The organism is Yersinia sp. J1, from assembly GCF_050586585.1.
Taxonomy (GTDB): domain Bacteria; phylum Pseudomonadota; class Gammaproteobacteria; order Enterobacterales; family Enterobacteriaceae; genus Yersinia; species Yersinia entomophaga.
In genome coordinates, this window is sequence record NZ_JBOBDP010000021.1 from 1 (window position 1) to 15,796 (window position 15,796).

A 15,796-nucleotide genomic window follows, 5' to 3' on the forward strand; every position below is an offset into this window, starting at 1 on the left:
CGAATTTTTTGCACAACTCTTTTTTCGCCTTTTTCTACTGTTTGAATACTTTTCGCTCCTTACGGGTAGATCTTGCACGATCTCCGCCATTTTCGGCTCGATCCAACCGGCTGTCTGGTTGTAATTCCACCAGCAAAGGATAGTATTGCCAGTAAATTATGATCTTATTACGGGGCTTTGTTATGTCTGATTCTATTCGTCGTTACCTAAATTACACTCCGATCCTTGGCCAGAAGGTAATGATCGATAAATCGAGCGTAGTGATCGGCAATGTTTTGCTCGGTGATGACGTCAGCGTGTGGCCGTTAGTTGCTATTCGCGGCGATGTAAATCAGGTCAAAATTGGTGCTCGCACCAATATTCAGGATGGAAGCGTCTTGCATGTCACCCATCAGTCCGAATACAACCCTACAGGTCATCCTCTTATCATCGGCGAAGACGTGACCGTCGGACATAAAGCGATGCTTCACGGCTGCACGATTGGTAATCGCGTATTAGTCGGGATGGGTTCGATTCTGCTGGATGGCGCGGTTATAGAAGATGATGTGATGATTGGCGCTGGCAGTTTAGTTGCGCCCGGTAAAAGATTAGTCAGTGGTTACCTTTATATGGGAAGCCCGGCTAAGCAGATTCGTCCGTTAACCCCCGCAGAGCTGGAAGGATTGATTTACTCGGCAAACAACTATGTACGTTGGAAAGATGATTACCTGGCTGAAGAAAAGTAATACCCCCCTTCTTGTTCTCTATCTATATAGAGGGAAACAATAGACTCCCTCTATATAGACATATATCTGATGCCTAAATAAAACGACACCTATGCCAATCAGTGGCCGAGTTCTTCGCTCAAAAGCGCTAATACCGGCGTAATCTCCGGCATCACGCCATGCCAAAGATAAAACGCATGCGCCGCCTGCCCTACCAACATTCCTAAACCATCGGCATACTGCGTTGCTCCCAACGCGGAGGCCCAAGTAAGGAAGGGCGTATCTCCCTGTTGATAAAACATATCGTAACAACGAGTGTTTGGGGCAATAAGAGAAGCAGGGAGTGCGGGAACGTCGCCATGAATGCCCGAAGCTGTAGCATTAATAACAAGATCGAAGCACTGCCCTTCAAGATCTGCCATTTCTACTGCTTCTATTTCGCCAAGGTGCCTAAACACTTCGGATAACTGCTGCGCCCGACTAAAAGTTCGGTTAGTAATAACGATCTTACAACCAAAAGAAAGCAGAGGCAGGATCACGCCACGCGCAGCGCCACCGGCACCGACCAGCAGGATACGATCCTGCGGCTTGATCAGCTCCAAACGCTCCAGATCGCTGAGCAAACCGATACCATCGGTGTTATCTCCGAGTAAGCGGCCATCTTCCAAAACCTTTAAGGTATTCACCGCACCGGCAAATTCGGCACGCTCAGTTAACTCCGCCGATGCTGCATAAGCCCGCTCTTTAAATGGCGTGGTGATATTTGCACCTTTCGCCCCCTGAGCAAAAAACGTAGCCAGCGTTGTTTCGAACTCATCATGAGGAGCCAGCACCGTTCCGTAATGATGCTCAATACCCGTTTGGGCGGCAAAAAGGGCATGTATTCGCGGCGACTTACTATGGGCTATCGGATTGCCAAAAACTGCAAACGGTTGTTCCACTCTCTTTCCTTAACCTTGACGGAAACGCTCACCGGTGAGGGCATCACGAATTTCAGATGGATTTAAACGCCCGCCCACCAGCCCGGACAATACTGCCAGATCGGTTCCAAGCTGCTTTCGAACCTCTTCTTCCGTACGGCAAGGCTCTAACCCACTGAGGTTCGCGCTGGTTGAAACCAGAGGCTTTCCATAATAGGTACACAACTGTTGCACTAAGGGATGGTCGCTAACCCGAACGGCCAGAGAGTCAAAGTGCCCCGTCAGCCAACGAGGCGTCGTTTTCCTGGCTGGAATAACCCATGTCACCGGACCGGGCCAGCTGGCAAATATTGTTGCGCGTTGCGTTTCATCTAACTGCGAGTCATCAATATAAGGCAAGAGTTGCTCATAATTTGCTGCAATCAGAATCAGCCCTTTCTGCCAGGGACGCTGTTTTAACGCCAGCAAAGCATTTACCGCTTTTTCACTATCGGGATCGCAACCCAGGCCGAATACAGCCTCAGTTGGATAGGCAATAACGTCTTCTTGCTGCAAAGCTTGCAGTACACCTTCAAAAAGGGAGATATCTTCTTTACACATGGGTTCTTACTCGATTGCCACTGGTTTCCCACATAATTTGCTAGCACAAAAACGCTTCACGCCCTGCGCAGTGCGTTTTTCCATTAGAAGCGGGTAGTGGCAATGGGCACATTCTCCGGCTATAGGTTGCTGATTAAGCGCAAATTGGCAGTCAGGATAGCGATTACAAGCGTGAAAAACCTTTCCAAAACGGGATTTACGTTGCAACAGTTTTCCCTTACCGCATTGTGGGCAAGTAATAGATGTTTCATCTGGTTTATCGATAACTTCGGTATGGTCACATTCAGGATATTTGCTACAGCCAATAAACATACCGTAGCGCCCTTGTCGTAACACCAATACCGCCTGACACTTCGGACATTCCTGCCCTTCCAACACTTTAACTATGTGTCCGTCCGCCTGCGCCTTTAACGGCCGCATATATTGGCATTCGGGGTAATGAGAACAACCAAGAAACGGGCCATGACCACCGCGGCGGATCACTAATGCTGACCCACACTCAGGGCAGGACCCATTATCCTTCGCAGTTGCAGTTTTTGTCATAACGCTTTCTCTAATCGATTAATCTGCGCCGATATTACCACCTAGTGCAGATAACCCTCATTAACTTCAAAGAGCAATTCTTCCATCTGTTGATAGGCATTTTCATATTCAGGCACGTTGAACAGCACCATCAGCACCACCCATTTAAGATCTTCCAGATCAAACTCGGCTGAATCGAGCGCCATAATACGATCAATAACCATTTCGCGGGTATCGAGTTTTAGCACATTAATTTGTTCGAGGAATAGGATAAAACCACGGCATTCGACGTCCAACTTCATGATTTCTTCAGGAGTATAGATACGAAGCGCCAAAGGATCGGCACTGTACTGATAAGGCGCTATTTCACCTTCCTGTAAATCAGCCAACGCCTCCAGCCAATTCAAGGCGTTATAGATGTCTTCACGATAGAAACCCGCATCCGCTAGATCGTCAGTAATTTTGTCCTGATCGGCGAGCATTTCGGTGTCGTTATGCATGTATGTTTCAAATAGGTACATCAAAACGTCGAACATGGCCTGCCCTCCTTATTCGGACATAGCCGCCGGGTACAGCTGCGATCCACCCTGCTAACTCCAGCTCGAGTAATTTCACTACGATTTCTGGCACAGTATGGCCGGCACGTTCGGCGACGACATCAATGGGTGTCACCTCATATTCTACGTTAGCCAACACATCAGGAAATGGCAATTCAAGTTGCGGTTCTGGCGCAGAAATAATTTCTTCCATAGGCAAAGGTAGCCAATGTAAGGAACTCCCCAGCTGCTCAATGACCTCCCGCGGATGGCAAACCAGGTTCGCTCCTTGCTGAATCAGCCAGTGTGTCCCTTCACTCCCAGAGCTATCGAGTGAGCCGGGTAGAGAGAAAACTTCCCGGCCTTGCTCCAAAGCATACCGAGCCGTAATCAAAGAGCCACTTTTACGCGTTGCTTCAATGACGATCACCCCCGCGCTTAGCCCACTTATAATTCGGTTTCTCCGAGGGAAATGAGCGGCAATAGGTAATGCCGTAGATAAAAACTCAGAAACCAGCGCACCGCCATTTGCCTCAATTTCTTGCGCCAATCGCCCGTGCCGCTTGGGATAAATATTGGCAAGCCCACTCCCTAGAACCGCAATAGTTTTACCACCGCAACCCAATACTGCCTGATGGCAAATACCATCAATTCCTAACGCCAACCCGCTAGTAATCGCCAGGCCACTTTGAGCAAGTTCAGCAGCAAAATAACGCGCCCAACGCTCTCCGTAATGGCTGTAACTCCGACTGCCAACCATCGCTATCTGCGATGCAGGTAATAGCTCTTTATTTCCAGAAACAAACAACAGCAAAGGGGGCGATAAAATCGCCATTAACTGCGCTGGATAGCCAGGCTGACCATAGACCAGTAAATGGTGGCCAGGTTGTTCCAGCCAGGATAACGTCTTCTCGATATAACGCGGGTTTAGGCTCCAAAATTGTTGAATTTGTTTATCATAAAGCCCCGATTTCCGTAGTGCTTCTGCGCTGATATCACTGAGTTTTAGCAACCCAATCCCTAGTAAGCGACTTTTGCTGGTATCAAGCCCCTGAACTCCATTGATCCTTAGCCATAGCTCCGTTGCTAACATTCCCCCTCCCTGGCGGATTTGTCTGTCAACATCAATTTGTTCAATTGGTAGTCGATGCTGTCAATCGGAGCCAAAAATGTCTAGAATAGAGACTGAATATCATTCACCAATCGGACGCAGATCTAGATATTTATGTCAGTATTACAGGTGTTACATTACCCAGACGACCGGCTGCGCAAAGTTGCTGCGCCGGTAAAAGAAGTCAATGCAGAAATCCAACGCATCGTGGACGATATGTTCGATACCATGTACGCAGAGGAAGGCATTGGGCTTGCCGCTACGCAAGTAGATGTCCATCAGCAGATTATCGTTATCGATGTTTCTGAAAACCGCGATCAGCGCCTGGTCTTAATCAACCCTGAGCTGCTGGAAAAAAGCGGTGAAACCGGTATTGAAGAAGGCTGCCTCTCTATTCCTGAGCAACGCGCCCTGGTTCCTCGCGCAGAAAAAGTCAAAGTCAGAGCCTTGGACCGTGATGGGAAACCTTTTGAACTGGAAGCAGACGATCTGTTAGCGATCTGTATCCAGCACGAAATGGATCATTTGGTTGGCAAACTGTTCGTGGACTATCTGTCGCCTCTGAAGCGTCAGCGTATCCGCCAAAAGCTGGAAAAACTGGCTAAGCTCAACGCGCGCGCTAACTAATCCTTTTTTATGCAGGAAACCAAACGTGTCTGATTCATTGCGGATTATTTTTGCCGGAACGCCTGATTTTGCAGCGCGTCATCTTGACGCGCTACTTTCTTCCAAGCACCAGATTATCGGGGTTTTCACTCAACCCGATCGCCCTGCTGGCCGAGGTAACAAACTCACTCCAAGCCCGGTAAAGGTTTTAGCTGAGCAACACGATATTCCTGTTTTTCAGCCAAAATCTCTGCGGCCAGAAGAAAATCAGCATCTGGTAGCCGATCTTAACGCCGATATCATGGTCGTGGTGGCTTATGGCCTCATCCTGCCAAAAGCGGTGTTGGATATGCCACGTTTAGGTTGTATTAACGTACACGGTTCTCTGCTGCCCCGTTGGCGTGGAGCTGCGCCAATCCAGCGTTCACTCTGGGCTGGGGACAAAGAAACCGGTGTCACTATTATGCAAATGGACGTCGGGTTAGATACCGGCGATATGCTGTATAAAATTGCCTGCGATATACAGCCGGAAGATACCAGCGCGAGCCTATACGACAAACTCGCTGAACTTGGGCCACAGGGTATGCTGGCCACGCTACAACTGTTAGCGGAAGGTAAAGCCAAACCGGAAGTACAGGATGAAAGTCTGGTGACTTATGCGGAAAAACTGAGCAAAGAGGAAGCCAGACTGAACTGGTCACTTTCTGCTGCTCAGCTAGAACGCTGCATTCGCGCCTTTAATCCCTGGCCGGTTAGCTATTTTGTCATCGACGAACAGCCGATAAAAGTTTGGCAAGCTCATGTTCTACCCGCGGCATCTAATACTTTACCCGGCACCATAGTACAGGCGGATAAACAGGGTATTCAGGTGGCGACGGCTGACGGCGTGCTGAATATTACTCAGTTGCAGCCAGCAGGGAAGAAACCGATGTCGGCGGCAGATTTGCTCAATTCGCGACGCGAATGGTTTACCGTCGGTAATCAGTTGGCATAACCGACGAATTTTAACAACGACTTCATCGCCCGATACTTCACTATCGGGCTATTCTTTCCCTTTATTTTGCTGACATTTGTCAGCTTTTTTGGCTATGAAAAACACATATAACCTCCGCAGCATCGCTGCCAAAGCAATTAGCCAGGTACTGGATCAAGGGCAATCTCTCAGCACCGTCCTTCCTGGTCTCCAGAAAAATATCTCCGATAAAGACCGCGCGCTGTTGCAGGAGTTGTGTTTTGGGACTTTACGCGTGCTGCCGCAGCTGGAATGGTGTATTCAGCAGCTAATGGCACGTCCGATGACGGGTAAACAGCGGGTCTTTCATTACCTGATCATGGTGGGCATTTACCAATTGCTGTACACCCGGATCCCACCTCATGCGGCTTTGGCTGAAACGGTAGAAGGCGCCGTAGCCCTAAAGCGACCACAGCTTAAAGGTTTGATTAATGGCGTATTGCGCCAATTCCAACGCCAGCAGGTAGAGTTGTTGGAACGCGCAGCCAATCATGACAGCCGCTATTTGCATCCAAGCTGGTTACTGGCTCGAATTAAAAAAGCCTACCCGGAGCAATGGCAGCAAATCATCGATGCCAACAATCAAAAACCGCCGATGTGGCTGCGCGTTAGTCGCTTACACCATAGCCGAGCAGATTATCTGGAATTGATGCAACAAGCGGGTATTGAAGCGGAACCTCACGCTGAATACGCCGATGCCGTTCGTTTGATCACTCCATGTGCGGTAAACGATCTGCCTGGTTTTGCTCAGGGTTGGGTGACGGTGCAAGACGCCTCAGCTCAAGGCTGCGTTGATCTGCTCGATCCGCAGAACGGCGAACAGATCCTCGATTTATGCGCTGCACCCGGCGGTAAAACCACCCATATTCTCGAAGCCGCTCCCAAAGCGCACGTATTGGCGGTAGATATTGATGAACAACGTCTTAGCCGCGTAAAAGAAAATCTGCAACGCCTGCAACTGAATGCGGTGGTTAAGGTCGGTGATGGTCGTACACCTGATGACTGGTGCGAAGATAAGCTATTCGATCGTATCCTTTTGGATGCGCCTTGCTCTGCCACCGGCGTGATTCGTCGTCATCCAGATATCAAATGGCTGCGCCGTGACAGCGATATTGCCGATCTTGCCCAATTGCAGTCAGAAATTCTTGAGGCTATTTGGCCTAAGCTGAAGAAAGATGGCGTGATGGTTTACGCAACCTGCTCAATTTTGCCGGAAGAAAACCAACAGCAGATCGCCGCATTCTTGCAGCGCCATCCGGAAGCGCGTTTAGTAGAAACAGGCTCAGCGGCTCATCCCGGTAAACAAAACCTTCCTCACCCGGAAGACGGTGATGGCTTCTTTTACGCTAAGCTAATTAAAGGCTAATCAAACCTCAGAGTAGCGGTTATTGTTAGGCCTTCGGGCCTACTTTCAGGGTAAACAGAGAACGCGATGAAAATAATTATTCTCGGTGCGGGACAGGTTGGCGGGACGCTGGCAGAAAATTTGGTCGGTGAAAACAACGATATTACCGTTGTGGATACCAATACCAATCGGCTTCGTCAATTACAGGACAAGTTCGATCTGCGCGTAGTACAAGGTCACGGTTCGCACCCACGGGTGCTGAGAGAAGCCGGCGCAGAAGATGCAGATATGCTGGTTGCTGTCACTAACTCCGATGAAACCAACATGATCGCCTGTCAGATCGCCTACTCATTATTTAATACACCTAACCGTATCGCTCGTATTCGCTCTCCTGAATATATCCGTGAATCTGAGAAGCTTTTCCTACCGGAAGCTGTCCCAATTGATCATCTTATATCGCCGGAACAGTTAGTAATCGATTATATATATAAGCTGATTGAATATCCTGGCGCACTTCAGGTAGTTAATTTTGCCGAAGGTAAGGTCAGTATTGCCGCAGTAAAAGCTTATTACGGCGGTCCTCTGGTGGGCAATGCCTTATCTTCACTACGCGAACATATGCCGCATATTGATACGCGAGTAGCGGCTATATTTCGTCAAGACCGACCTATTCGTCCACAGGGTTCAACTATTATCGAAGCCGGTGATGAAGTCTTTTTTGTCGCCGCCTCCCAGCACATTCGCGCAGTAATGAGTGAATTACAGCGACTGGAAAAACCCTATAAGCGAATTATGATTGTTGGCGGTGGTAACGTCGGCGCCGGATTGGCATTACGATTAGAAAAAGACTACAGCGTAAAATTAATTGAACGTGACCAGCAGCGAGCGGCTGAATTAGCGGAGATGCTACACGACACTATCGTATTTTACGGTGATGCCTCAGATCAGGAATTATTAGCCGAAGAACACATTGAGCAAGTCGATGTATTTATTGCCATCACCAATGATGACGAAGCTAATATTATGTCTGCCATGCTAGCCAAACGTATGGGGGCCAAAAAAGCCATGGTGCTCATTCAACGCAGTGCTTATGTAGATTTAGTGCAAGGCAGTGTAATTGATATTGCCATTTCACCACAGCAAGCCACGATTTCCGCACTGCTCGGCCATGTGCGCAAAGCAGATATTGTTAGCGTGTCTTCACTGCGACGCGGCGTAGCAGAAGCTATCGAAGCTGTCGCTCATGGTGATGAAAGTACATCTAAAGTAGTAGGACGAGTGGTTGAAGATATTAAATTACCGCCGGGTACTACGATTGGCGCTATTGTACGTGGAGATGAAGTGCTTATCGCTAATAGCAGCTCGGTTATTCAACAAGGTGACCACGTTGTAATGTTTATTACCGATAAAAAATTCGTTCCTGACGTTGAACGCTTGTTCCAACCAAGCCCATTCTTCTTATAAGGCTATAATCTTAATTTCAGGGACGAGTGAATTAATTAAAACTATTCCCATGGGAAAGGATGAAAAATTTCCTATAATTCTTGAGGTACAGGGATTTCTGTTAGTTAAGATTGTTTCGTTTAATTTTGAAGGGGTGTTGCTATGAGCTTTATGAAAGAATTTCGTGAATTTGCCATGCGTGGGAATGTGGTTGATTTGGCGGTCGGTGTTATTATCGGTGCCGCTTTCGGGAAGATTGTTTCCTCGCTGGTCGCAGATATTATCATGCCACCTCTAGGACTGTTATTAGGCGGCGTGGACTTCAAACAATTCCATTTCGTACTACGTGAAGCCCAAGGTGCGATTCCTGCAGTTGTCATGAATTATGGTTCATTTATTCAAAGCATTTTTGATTTCGTTATCGTTGCACTGGCAATCTTCTCTGCAATTAAGCTGATGAATAAAATGCGTCGCGAAAAAGCAGAAGAACCAGCGGTACCACCGGCACCAACTACGGAAGAAAAGTTATTAGCCGAGATTCGTGATTTATTAAAAGAACAACAAACTAAATAATCACGATTTCAGTACGTCAAAAGCCATCGTAAGATGGCTTTTTTTATTCCTTAAAACCAGAAGGCCAGTGGTAAAGAATCTGCTGATTGTTTGCCACTGGCCTCCCAGTTACCGCCTTTCGCGTGTTTTGTTTTACGCTGATAGCTGCCTTTCCCTTTACTATTTTTCTCTATTCGCTGCCTGAACAGTGGGTCATGTAACAATGCTTCCAGAGCATTATCTTTAATTTTGCCTTTAGTGTGACGGTAAGTAGTCATGGTAGATCCTCATTGTAATAAACATTGTTTGAAAAACGTTCGAATCATACTGCTGTTCGTCCAGTAATGAAATAACTAGGCAAACAAATTTAGTTTCGCGAGGTTTCGTCCGTAGCGCCTTGCTCCAGCGCTTCTAAGATCGAACAGTAAGTGCTGGTATGGTGGCTACCGCAACAGGCATCGCTTAAACGTTTGAGAGATTCCCGCATTTTCTGCAATTCTTTAATTTTCCCCTCAACTTCACTGAGTCTGGAATCGACGATCGATTTGGATTCCTGACATGTATGATGCTCAGGATCGACTCGGATCGATAATAGTTCCGCGATCGTCTCCAGAGTAAAACCTAACTGTTTGGCATATCGGATAAAGCGTAAACGCTGTAAATCCTGTTCATTATATAAGCGATAACCGCCTTCAGTACGAATGCCATGTTCCATCATTCCCTGTTTTTCATAATATCGCACCGTATCAGGTGTGACATCGGCCAGCTTGGCCAATTGACCTATTTTCAACATCCTGATTCTCCAGACAGTTTTTCGGATAATGGCAGCTGATAATCACCGTGCAAAAAATCGGTATTCAATCCCGCTTGTTTCAACTTCAGTTCGAGTAAACCCAGCCGCTTCGATAATTTCTGATACTCCGCTTCATTGTGATCTAATTGCGCGAGTAGATGAATAATAGTCAGTGCTTCTTGCCGATCTTGTAACTCGACGGGAATATAGCCAGCATTCTTCAGAATTCGATAACTGACCCTAAGCTCAGTAGGAATATGAGTATCATCATCAAGTTCCAGGGGCACACCAAAACCGGGCAAATTTTCAAGTTCACCCTTTTTTTGCGCATCCATTATGTGCCTTTCAGCCCATTCATCAGTTAATGACATACACGTAGTTCCCAGCTTTAACCGATATACATAGCATAACGCATTAGGATGCAGATAATAAGCGAGGGAAATAATCACGAAGAACGGCTAAGACGGTCTTATTTTGGGCAGGGCTGTCAATAGACGTAAAAAAACCGGGCAAGCCCGGTTTTTTTACGCGTTCACAGATTACTCTGCAGCTACTACTTCTGCTTCAGACGCAGCACGATCAACCAGCTCGATGTAAGCCATCGGAGCGTTGTCGCCTGCACGGAAGCCACACTTAAGAATGCGAGTGTAACCACCGGCGCGGCTCGCGAAACGCGGGCCTAGCTCGTTAAACAGTTTTGCCACGATCTCGTTATCACGAGTACGGGCGAATGCCAGACGACGATTAGCAACGCTGTCGGTCTTGGCAAGAGTAATCAGCGGCTCAACAACGCGACGCAGCTCTTTCGCTTTCGGCAGGGTCGTCTTGATGATCTCATGACGAACCAAAGAGCCGGCCATGTTACGGAACATAGCCTGGCGATGGCTGCTGTTACGGTTCAGTTGACGACCACTCTTACGATGGCGCATGACCTTATCCTTCTCAGTAAAACCTTAACCTGTGATCCGGTTACTCGTCAGCAATACTTGCTGGCGGCCAGTTTTCCAGGCGCATGCCCAGAGACAGACCACGTGACGCAAGCACGTCTTTAATCTCAGTAAGAGATTTTTTACCCAGGTTCGGCGTTTTCAGCAACTCAACCTCGGTACGCTGTACCAGATCACCGATGTAGTGGATAGCTTCTGCCTTGAGGCAGTTAGCAGAGCGGACAGTCAATTCCAGATCGTCAACAGGGCGCAGCAAGATCGGATCGAACTCTGGCTTCTCTTCTTTGACTTCCGGCTGACGTACATCACGTAGGTCAACGAAAGCTTCAAGTTGTTCAGCCAAGATAGTGGCCGCACGGCGGATCGCCTCTTCAGGATCGATCGTACCATTGGTTTCCATCTCGATGACCAGCTTGTCCAAGTCGGTACGCTGTTCTACACGCGCTGCTTCAACATTGTAGGCAATACGCTCTACAGGGCTATAGCATGCGTCTACTAACAGACGACCAATTGGGCGCTCATCTTCTTCCGAATGAATTCGGGCAGAAGCCGGCACATAACCACGACCGCGCTGAACTTTGATACGCATGCTAATAGATGCGTTTTCATCGGTCAGGTGGCAGATCACGTGTTGCGGCTTGACGATTTCGACATCACCATCATGGGTGATATCGGCTGCAGTCACAGGGCCAATGCCAGACTTATTCAGGGTAAGTATAACTTCATCTTTTCCTTGAACTCTCACCGCCAGCCCTTTCAGGTTGAGCAGGATCTCCAGGATATCTTCCTGTACGCCTTCTTTGGTGCTGTACTCATGCAGTACACCATCAATCTCAACCTCGGTCACCGCGCAACCCGGCATAGATGAAAGCAGAATACGGCGCAGTGCGTTGCCGAGAGTATGGCCAAAGCCACGCTCTAACGGCTCAAGGGTCACCTTGGCGTGCGTCGAACTGACTTGCTCGATATCTACCAGGCGCGGTTTTAGAAACTCTGTCACAGAACCCTGCATTGTGTCCTCTCTTTGGTACTAAGCTTTACTTGGAGTAAAGCTCGACGATCAGGTGTTCGTTAATGTCCGCAGACAGATCAGTACGTTCAGGAATACGTTTGAACACACCTTCCATCTTAACAGCATCAACTTCCAGCCAAGTCGGCTTTTCACGCTGCTCAGCCAGCTCCAAAGCTGCCTTCACACGAGACTGCTTTTTAGCTTTCTCACGGATGCTGACTACGTCATTCGGAGATACCTGATAAGAAGCGATGTTAACAACGCGACCATTTACCATGATAGCTTTATGACTAACCAGCTGACGTGATTCAGCACGAGTTGCGCCAAAGCCCATACGGTAAACTACGTTGTCCAGACGGCCTTCCAGCAATTGCAACAGGTTTGCACCTGTGTTGCCTTTCAGACGTGCTGCTTCTTTATAGTAGTTACGGAATTGACGCTCCAGAACACCATAGATACGGCGAACTTTTTGTTTTTCACGTAACTGCACACCGTAATCAGACAGACGCGGTTTACGCGCACCATGCTGACCAGGTGGTTGTTCAATCTTACACTTGGTGTCAATCGCGCGAACGCCAGACTTAAGGAACAGGTCTGTGCCCTCACGACGGCTCAGCTTGAGCTTAGGACCCAAATATCTTGCCATTTTCTCTCTCCAACAAACCTAAAAGCAACGTTATACGCGGCGCTTTTTCGGCGGACGACAACCGTTATGAGGAATCGGAGTCACATCAGTAATATTAGTGATGCGGAAACCAGCCGCGTTTAACGCGCGAATAGTTGACTCACGACCAGGACCAGGTCCTTTAACCATAACTTCCAGGTTCTTAATACCGTATTCTTTCACTGCTTCTGCGCAGCGCTCTGCTGCAACTTGCGCTGCAAACGGAGTAGATTTACGAGAACCACGGAAACCGGAACCACCGGCTGTTGCCCAACCCAAAGCGTTACCCTGACGATCAGTAATGGTAACGATGGTGTTGTTGAAAGAAGCATGGATATGAGCCACACCGTCAGAGACTGTCTTTCTTACACGCTTGCGTGCACGAATAGGTGCCTTTGCCATTATTCAATCACCCCGATTATTTCTTGATCGGTTTACGCGGACCCTTACGGGTACGTGCGTTGGTCTTAGTACGCTGACCGCGAACTGGTAGACCACGACGATGACGCAAACCACGATAAGTCCCAAGGTCCATCAGACGCTTGATGCTCAGGGTCACCTCACGACGCAGATCACCTTCTACAACGTACTTGGCAACTTCGTCACGCAGCTTCTCGATTTGCTCTTCAGACAGCTCACTGATCTTAACATTTTCAGCAATACCCGCAGCGACACAGATAGCCTGTGAACGGGTCTTACCGATACCGTAGATCGCGGTTAAAGCGATAACAGTATGTTTCTGATCAGGAATGTTAATGCCTGCTATACGGGCCACTATGCACTCCTACTATTTTATACGGCAATACCATTCTGAAAAGCCCGTTTTCAGGATACTCAAATAGCATTGCTGTCACATACAAAAGATTGGCTGGCTAATCTAGCCAGCTCAACCCAACTTTGCAAGAAAAATATGCAAGATAAATCAGCCTTGACGCTGTTTATGCTTTGGTTCGGCACTGCAGATTACGCGAACGACACCGTTACGCTTAACAATTTTGCAGTTACGACATAATTTCTTGACGGAAGCACGAACTTTCATTTTTACTCTCCGTAACTTCTCAAACATATCTGATTAGCGATTATAGCCTTTCAGATTTGCTTTCTTCAATGCAGACTCGTACTGACTCGACATCATTAGAGTTTGCACTTGAGCCATAAAGTCCATGATGACCACAACTACGATTAGTAGTGAGGTACCACCAAAGTAAAATGGTACTTTCATCGCGTCACGCATGAACTCCGGGATCAGGCAGATGAAAGTAATATACATCGCACCAATTAAGGTCAGACGCGTCATTACTTTATCGATGTACTTCGCCGTTTGCTCTCCCGGACGAATTCCTGGCACGAATGCACCGGACTTCTTCAGGTTATCTGCTGTTTCACGCGGGTTAAACACCAACGCCGTGTAGAAGAAACAGAAGAAGATGATTGCAGACGCATAGAGTAACACATAAAGCGGCTGTCCCGGCTGCAAATACATCGAAATAGTCGTCAGCCAGTTCCAACCTGTCCCGCCCCCAAACCATGATGCAATCGTGGCAGGGAACAGAATTATGCTGGAAGCGAAGATTGCGGGAATAACCCCAGCCATATTCACTTTCAACGGTAAGTGTGTGCTCTGTGCTGCATAAACACGACGACCCTGTTGACGTTTCGCATAGTTAACGACGATACGACGTTGACCACGTTCAATGAAAACAACGAAGAAGGTTACTGCAAACACTAATACTGCAACCAACAGCAACAGGAGGAAGTGCAGGTCGCCTTGCCGAGCTTGCTCGATGGTATGACCAACTGCCGGCGGGAGACCCGCGACAATACCAGCAAAGATTATGATTGAGATACCGTTACCGATACCGCGTTCAGTAATCTGTTCACCCAGCCACATCAGGAACATAGTCCCGGTAACCAGGCTCACAACAGCGGTAAAATAGAAGGCAAAGCCTGGATTTAATACCAGACCTTGCATCCCAGGCATATTCGGCAGACCGGTAGCAATACCGATCGACTGGAATATAGCCAATACCAACGTGCCATAACGGGTGTACTGGCTAATCTTACGACGGCCAGCCTCCCCTTCTTTCTTTATTTCAGCTAACGCTGGATGAACCACCGTCAGCAGCTGGATAATAATTGACGCCGAAATATACGGCATAATACCCAGGGCAAAGATCGAAGCACGACTGAGAGCACCACCAGAGAACATGTTGAACATTTCAATGATGGTGCCTCTCTGCTGCTCGAGCAATTTGGCAAGCACAGTGGCATCGATACCAGGAATCGGAATAAAAGAGCCGATACGGAAAACAATAAGCGCACCGATAACAAACAAAAGTCTGCGCTTCAGTTCGCCTAATCCGCCTTTAGCACTTTGAAAATCTAATCCTGGTTGCTTAGCCATCTGCTACTTATTCCTCAATTTTACCGCCAGCAGCTTCGATAGCAGCACGAGCGCCTTTGGTGACACGCAGACCACGCAGAGTTACCGGACGAGTGACTTCGCCTGAAAGCATAACTTTCGCGAATTCAATCTGGGTACCAACAACGTTAGCGGCTTTCAGCGTGTTCAGGTCGATTACGTCGCCTTCCACTAAAGCCAGTTCAGACAGACGAACTTCTGCCGTGATCATTGCTTTGCGAGAGGTGAAGCCGAATTTCGGCAGACGACGATATAACGGCATCTGACCACCTTCAAACCCACGACGTACGCCACCGCCAGAACGTGAGTTCTGACCTTTGTGACCACGACCAGCGGTTTTACCCAGGCCAGAACCGATACCACGACCTACACGCTTAGGCGCATGCTTGGCACCATCAGCCGGAGACAGAGTATTTAAACGCATCTGTTACTCCTCAACTTTAACCATGTAGGAAACCAAGTTGACCATACCACGCACAGCAGGAGTATCCTCACGCTCTACAGTATGACCAATACGACGCAGACCTAAACCGAGTAGAGTTGCCTTATGCTTTGGCAAACGACCGATGCTGCTTTTTGTTTGAGTTACTTTAATAGTCTTTGCCAT

The 15,796-nt window shown here is 48.0% G+C and carries 23 protein-coding genes; 6 read left to right on the forward strand and 17 right to left on the reverse strand.

Annotated elements, in window-relative coordinates; translation table 11 throughout:
* The first annotated feature begins 182 nt into the window (after window positions 1-182).
* On the forward strand, window positions 183-725 hold the full coding sequence (locus ACQ4OC_RS17950) for a gamma carbonic anhydrase family protein (RefSeq protein ID WP_064518392.1): 543 nt from the start codon (window positions 183-185) through the stop codon (window positions 723-725).
* A gap of 98 nt (window positions 726-823) precedes the next feature.
* Here ACQ4OC_RS17950 and aroE read toward each other — a convergent pair whose 3' ends face one another.
* Genes aroE through dprA form a run of 5 tightly spaced genes read right to left on the reverse strand, consistent with a single transcriptional unit; the run spans window position 824 to window position 4,375 of the window.
* Entirely contained in the window at window positions 824-1,645 is an 822-nt protein-coding gene (gene aroE / locus ACQ4OC_RS17955) for a shikimate dehydrogenase (RefSeq protein ID WP_064515551.1), read from the reverse strand.
* 9 nt (window positions 1,646-1,654) lie between these two features.
* Entirely contained in the window at window positions 1,655-2,224 is a 570-nt protein-coding gene (gene tsaC / locus ACQ4OC_RS17960) for an L-threonylcarbamoyladenylate synthase type 1 TsaC (protein WP_064515553.1), read from the reverse strand.
* A 6-nt stretch (window positions 2,225-2,230) separates the two neighbouring features.
* Window positions 2,231-2,767, reverse strand: coding sequence for a DNA topoisomerase family protein (locus tag ACQ4OC_RS17965; protein WP_064515555.1), 537 nt, complete (start codon window positions 2,765-2,767; stop codon window positions 2,231-2,233).
* Window positions 2,768-2,808: 41 nt separating this feature from the next.
* Entirely contained in the window at window positions 2,809-3,282 is a 474-nt protein-coding gene (locus ACQ4OC_RS17970) for a DUF494 family protein (RefSeq protein ID WP_064515557.1), read from the reverse strand.
* Window positions 3,254-4,375: a DNA-protecting protein DprA gene (dprA, locus tag ACQ4OC_RS17975; RefSeq protein WP_120805390.1), complete on the reverse strand. Its 1,122-nt coding sequence runs from the start codon at window positions 4,373-4,375 to the stop codon at window positions 3,254-3,256. The genes ACQ4OC_RS17970 and dprA overlap by 29 nt, the downstream gene beginning before the upstream one ends.
* A 132-nt stretch (window positions 4,376-4,507) precedes the next feature.
* On the opposite strand from dprA, the gene def reads away from it, so the two are divergent.
* From def to mscL, 5 genes are all read left to right on the forward strand, one after another.
* Window positions 4,508-5,020: a peptide deformylase gene (gene def, locus ACQ4OC_RS17980; RefSeq protein WP_049597199.1), complete on the forward strand. Its 513-nt coding sequence runs from the start codon at window positions 4,508-4,510 to the stop codon at window positions 5,018-5,020.
* A 25-nt stretch (window positions 5,021-5,045) separates the two neighbouring features.
* Window positions 5,046-5,993, forward strand: a complete 948-nt coding sequence (gene fmt, locus ACQ4OC_RS17985) for a methionyl-tRNA formyltransferase (RefSeq protein ID WP_064515560.1) — start codon at window positions 5,046-5,048, stop codon at window positions 5,991-5,993.
* 94 nt (window positions 5,994-6,087) lie between these two features.
* On the forward strand, window positions 6,088-7,377 hold the full coding sequence (gene rsmB / locus ACQ4OC_RS17990) for a 16S rRNA (cytosine(967)-C(5))-methyltransferase RsmB (RefSeq protein WP_430971475.1): 1,290 nt from the start codon (window positions 6,088-6,090) through the stop codon (window positions 7,375-7,377).
* 66 nt (window positions 7,378-7,443) lie between these two features.
* The gene (gene trkA, locus ACQ4OC_RS17995) at window positions 7,444-8,820 is read left to right on the forward strand and encodes a Trk system potassium transporter TrkA (protein ID WP_064515564.1); all 1,377 of its coding nucleotides are present in this window, start codon (window positions 7,444-7,446) and stop codon (window positions 8,818-8,820) included.
* 141 nt (window positions 8,821-8,961) lie between these two features.
* On the forward strand, window positions 8,962-9,372 hold the full coding sequence (gene mscL, locus ACQ4OC_RS18000) for a large-conductance mechanosensitive channel protein MscL (RefSeq protein ID WP_064515566.1): 411 nt from the start codon (window positions 8,962-8,964) through the stop codon (window positions 9,370-9,372).
* 50 nt (window positions 9,373-9,422) lie between these two features.
* Here mscL and ACQ4OC_RS18005 read toward each other — a convergent pair whose 3' ends face one another.
* From ACQ4OC_RS18005 to rpmD, 12 genes are all read right to left on the reverse strand, one after another.
* Window positions 9,423-9,629: an alternative ribosome-rescue factor A gene (locus ACQ4OC_RS18005; RefSeq protein ID WP_064515568.1), complete on the reverse strand. Its 207-nt coding sequence runs from the start codon at window positions 9,627-9,629 to the stop codon at window positions 9,423-9,425.
* 89 nt (window positions 9,630-9,718) lie between these two features.
* Entirely contained in the window at window positions 9,719-10,144 is a 426-nt protein-coding gene (gene zntR, locus ACQ4OC_RS18010; protein ID WP_064515570.1) for a Zn(2+)-responsive transcriptional regulator, read from the reverse strand.
* Window positions 10,138-10,515: a DUF1992 domain-containing protein gene (locus ACQ4OC_RS18015; RefSeq protein WP_430971476.1), complete on the reverse strand. Its 378-nt coding sequence runs from the start codon at window positions 10,513-10,515 to the stop codon at window positions 10,138-10,140. The genes zntR and ACQ4OC_RS18015 overlap by 7 nt, the downstream gene beginning before the upstream one ends.
* A 168-nt stretch (window positions 10,516-10,683) precedes the next feature.
* Window positions 10,684-11,073 carry a 50S ribosomal protein L17 gene (rplQ, locus tag ACQ4OC_RS18020; RefSeq protein ID WP_064515571.1) on the reverse strand — a complete coding sequence of 130 codons (390 nt, stop codon included), beginning with the start codon at window positions 11,071-11,073 and terminating at the stop codon, window positions 10,684-10,686.
* A gap of 40 nt (window positions 11,074-11,113) precedes the next feature.
* Entirely contained in the window at window positions 11,114-12,103 is a 990-nt protein-coding gene (locus ACQ4OC_RS18025) for a DNA-directed RNA polymerase subunit alpha (protein WP_002438685.1), read from the reverse strand.
* A 25-nt stretch (window positions 12,104-12,128) separates the two neighbouring features.
* Window positions 12,129-12,749 (reverse strand): 30S ribosomal protein S4, encoded by a 621-nt coding sequence (gene rpsD / locus ACQ4OC_RS18030; RefSeq protein ID WP_002218949.1) that lies wholly within the window; start codon window positions 12,747-12,749, stop codon window positions 12,129-12,131.
* 30 nt (window positions 12,750-12,779) lie between these two features.
* A complete protein-coding gene (gene rpsK / locus ACQ4OC_RS18035) occupies window positions 12,780-13,169 on the reverse strand; it encodes a 30S ribosomal protein S11 (RefSeq protein WP_002218948.1) in 390 nt (129 codons plus the stop codon).
* 16 nt (window positions 13,170-13,185) lie between these two features.
* Window positions 13,186-13,542, reverse strand: a complete 357-nt coding sequence (gene rpsM, locus ACQ4OC_RS18040) for a 30S ribosomal protein S13 (RefSeq protein ID WP_004702348.1) — start codon at window positions 13,540-13,542, stop codon at window positions 13,186-13,188.
* 147 nt (window positions 13,543-13,689) lie between these two features.
* Entirely contained in the window at window positions 13,690-13,806 is a 117-nt protein-coding gene (gene rpmJ, locus ACQ4OC_RS18045) for a 50S ribosomal protein L36 (RefSeq protein ID WP_002227352.1), read from the reverse strand.
* A gap of 33 nt (window positions 13,807-13,839) precedes the next feature.
* Window positions 13,840-15,171: a preprotein translocase subunit SecY gene (gene secY / locus ACQ4OC_RS18050; RefSeq protein ID WP_004718611.1), complete on the reverse strand. Its 1,332-nt coding sequence runs from the start codon at window positions 15,169-15,171 to the stop codon at window positions 13,840-13,842.
* A gap of 7 nt (window positions 15,172-15,178) precedes the next feature.
* Window positions 15,179-15,613, reverse strand: coding sequence for a 50S ribosomal protein L15 (gene rplO, locus ACQ4OC_RS18055; protein ID WP_004718608.1), 435 nt, complete (start codon window positions 15,611-15,613; stop codon window positions 15,179-15,181).
* 3 nt (window positions 15,614-15,616) lie between these two features.
* Window positions 15,617-15,796, reverse strand: coding sequence for a 50S ribosomal protein L30 (gene rpmD / locus ACQ4OC_RS18060; RefSeq protein ID WP_012147215.1), 180 nt, complete (start codon window positions 15,794-15,796; stop codon window positions 15,617-15,619).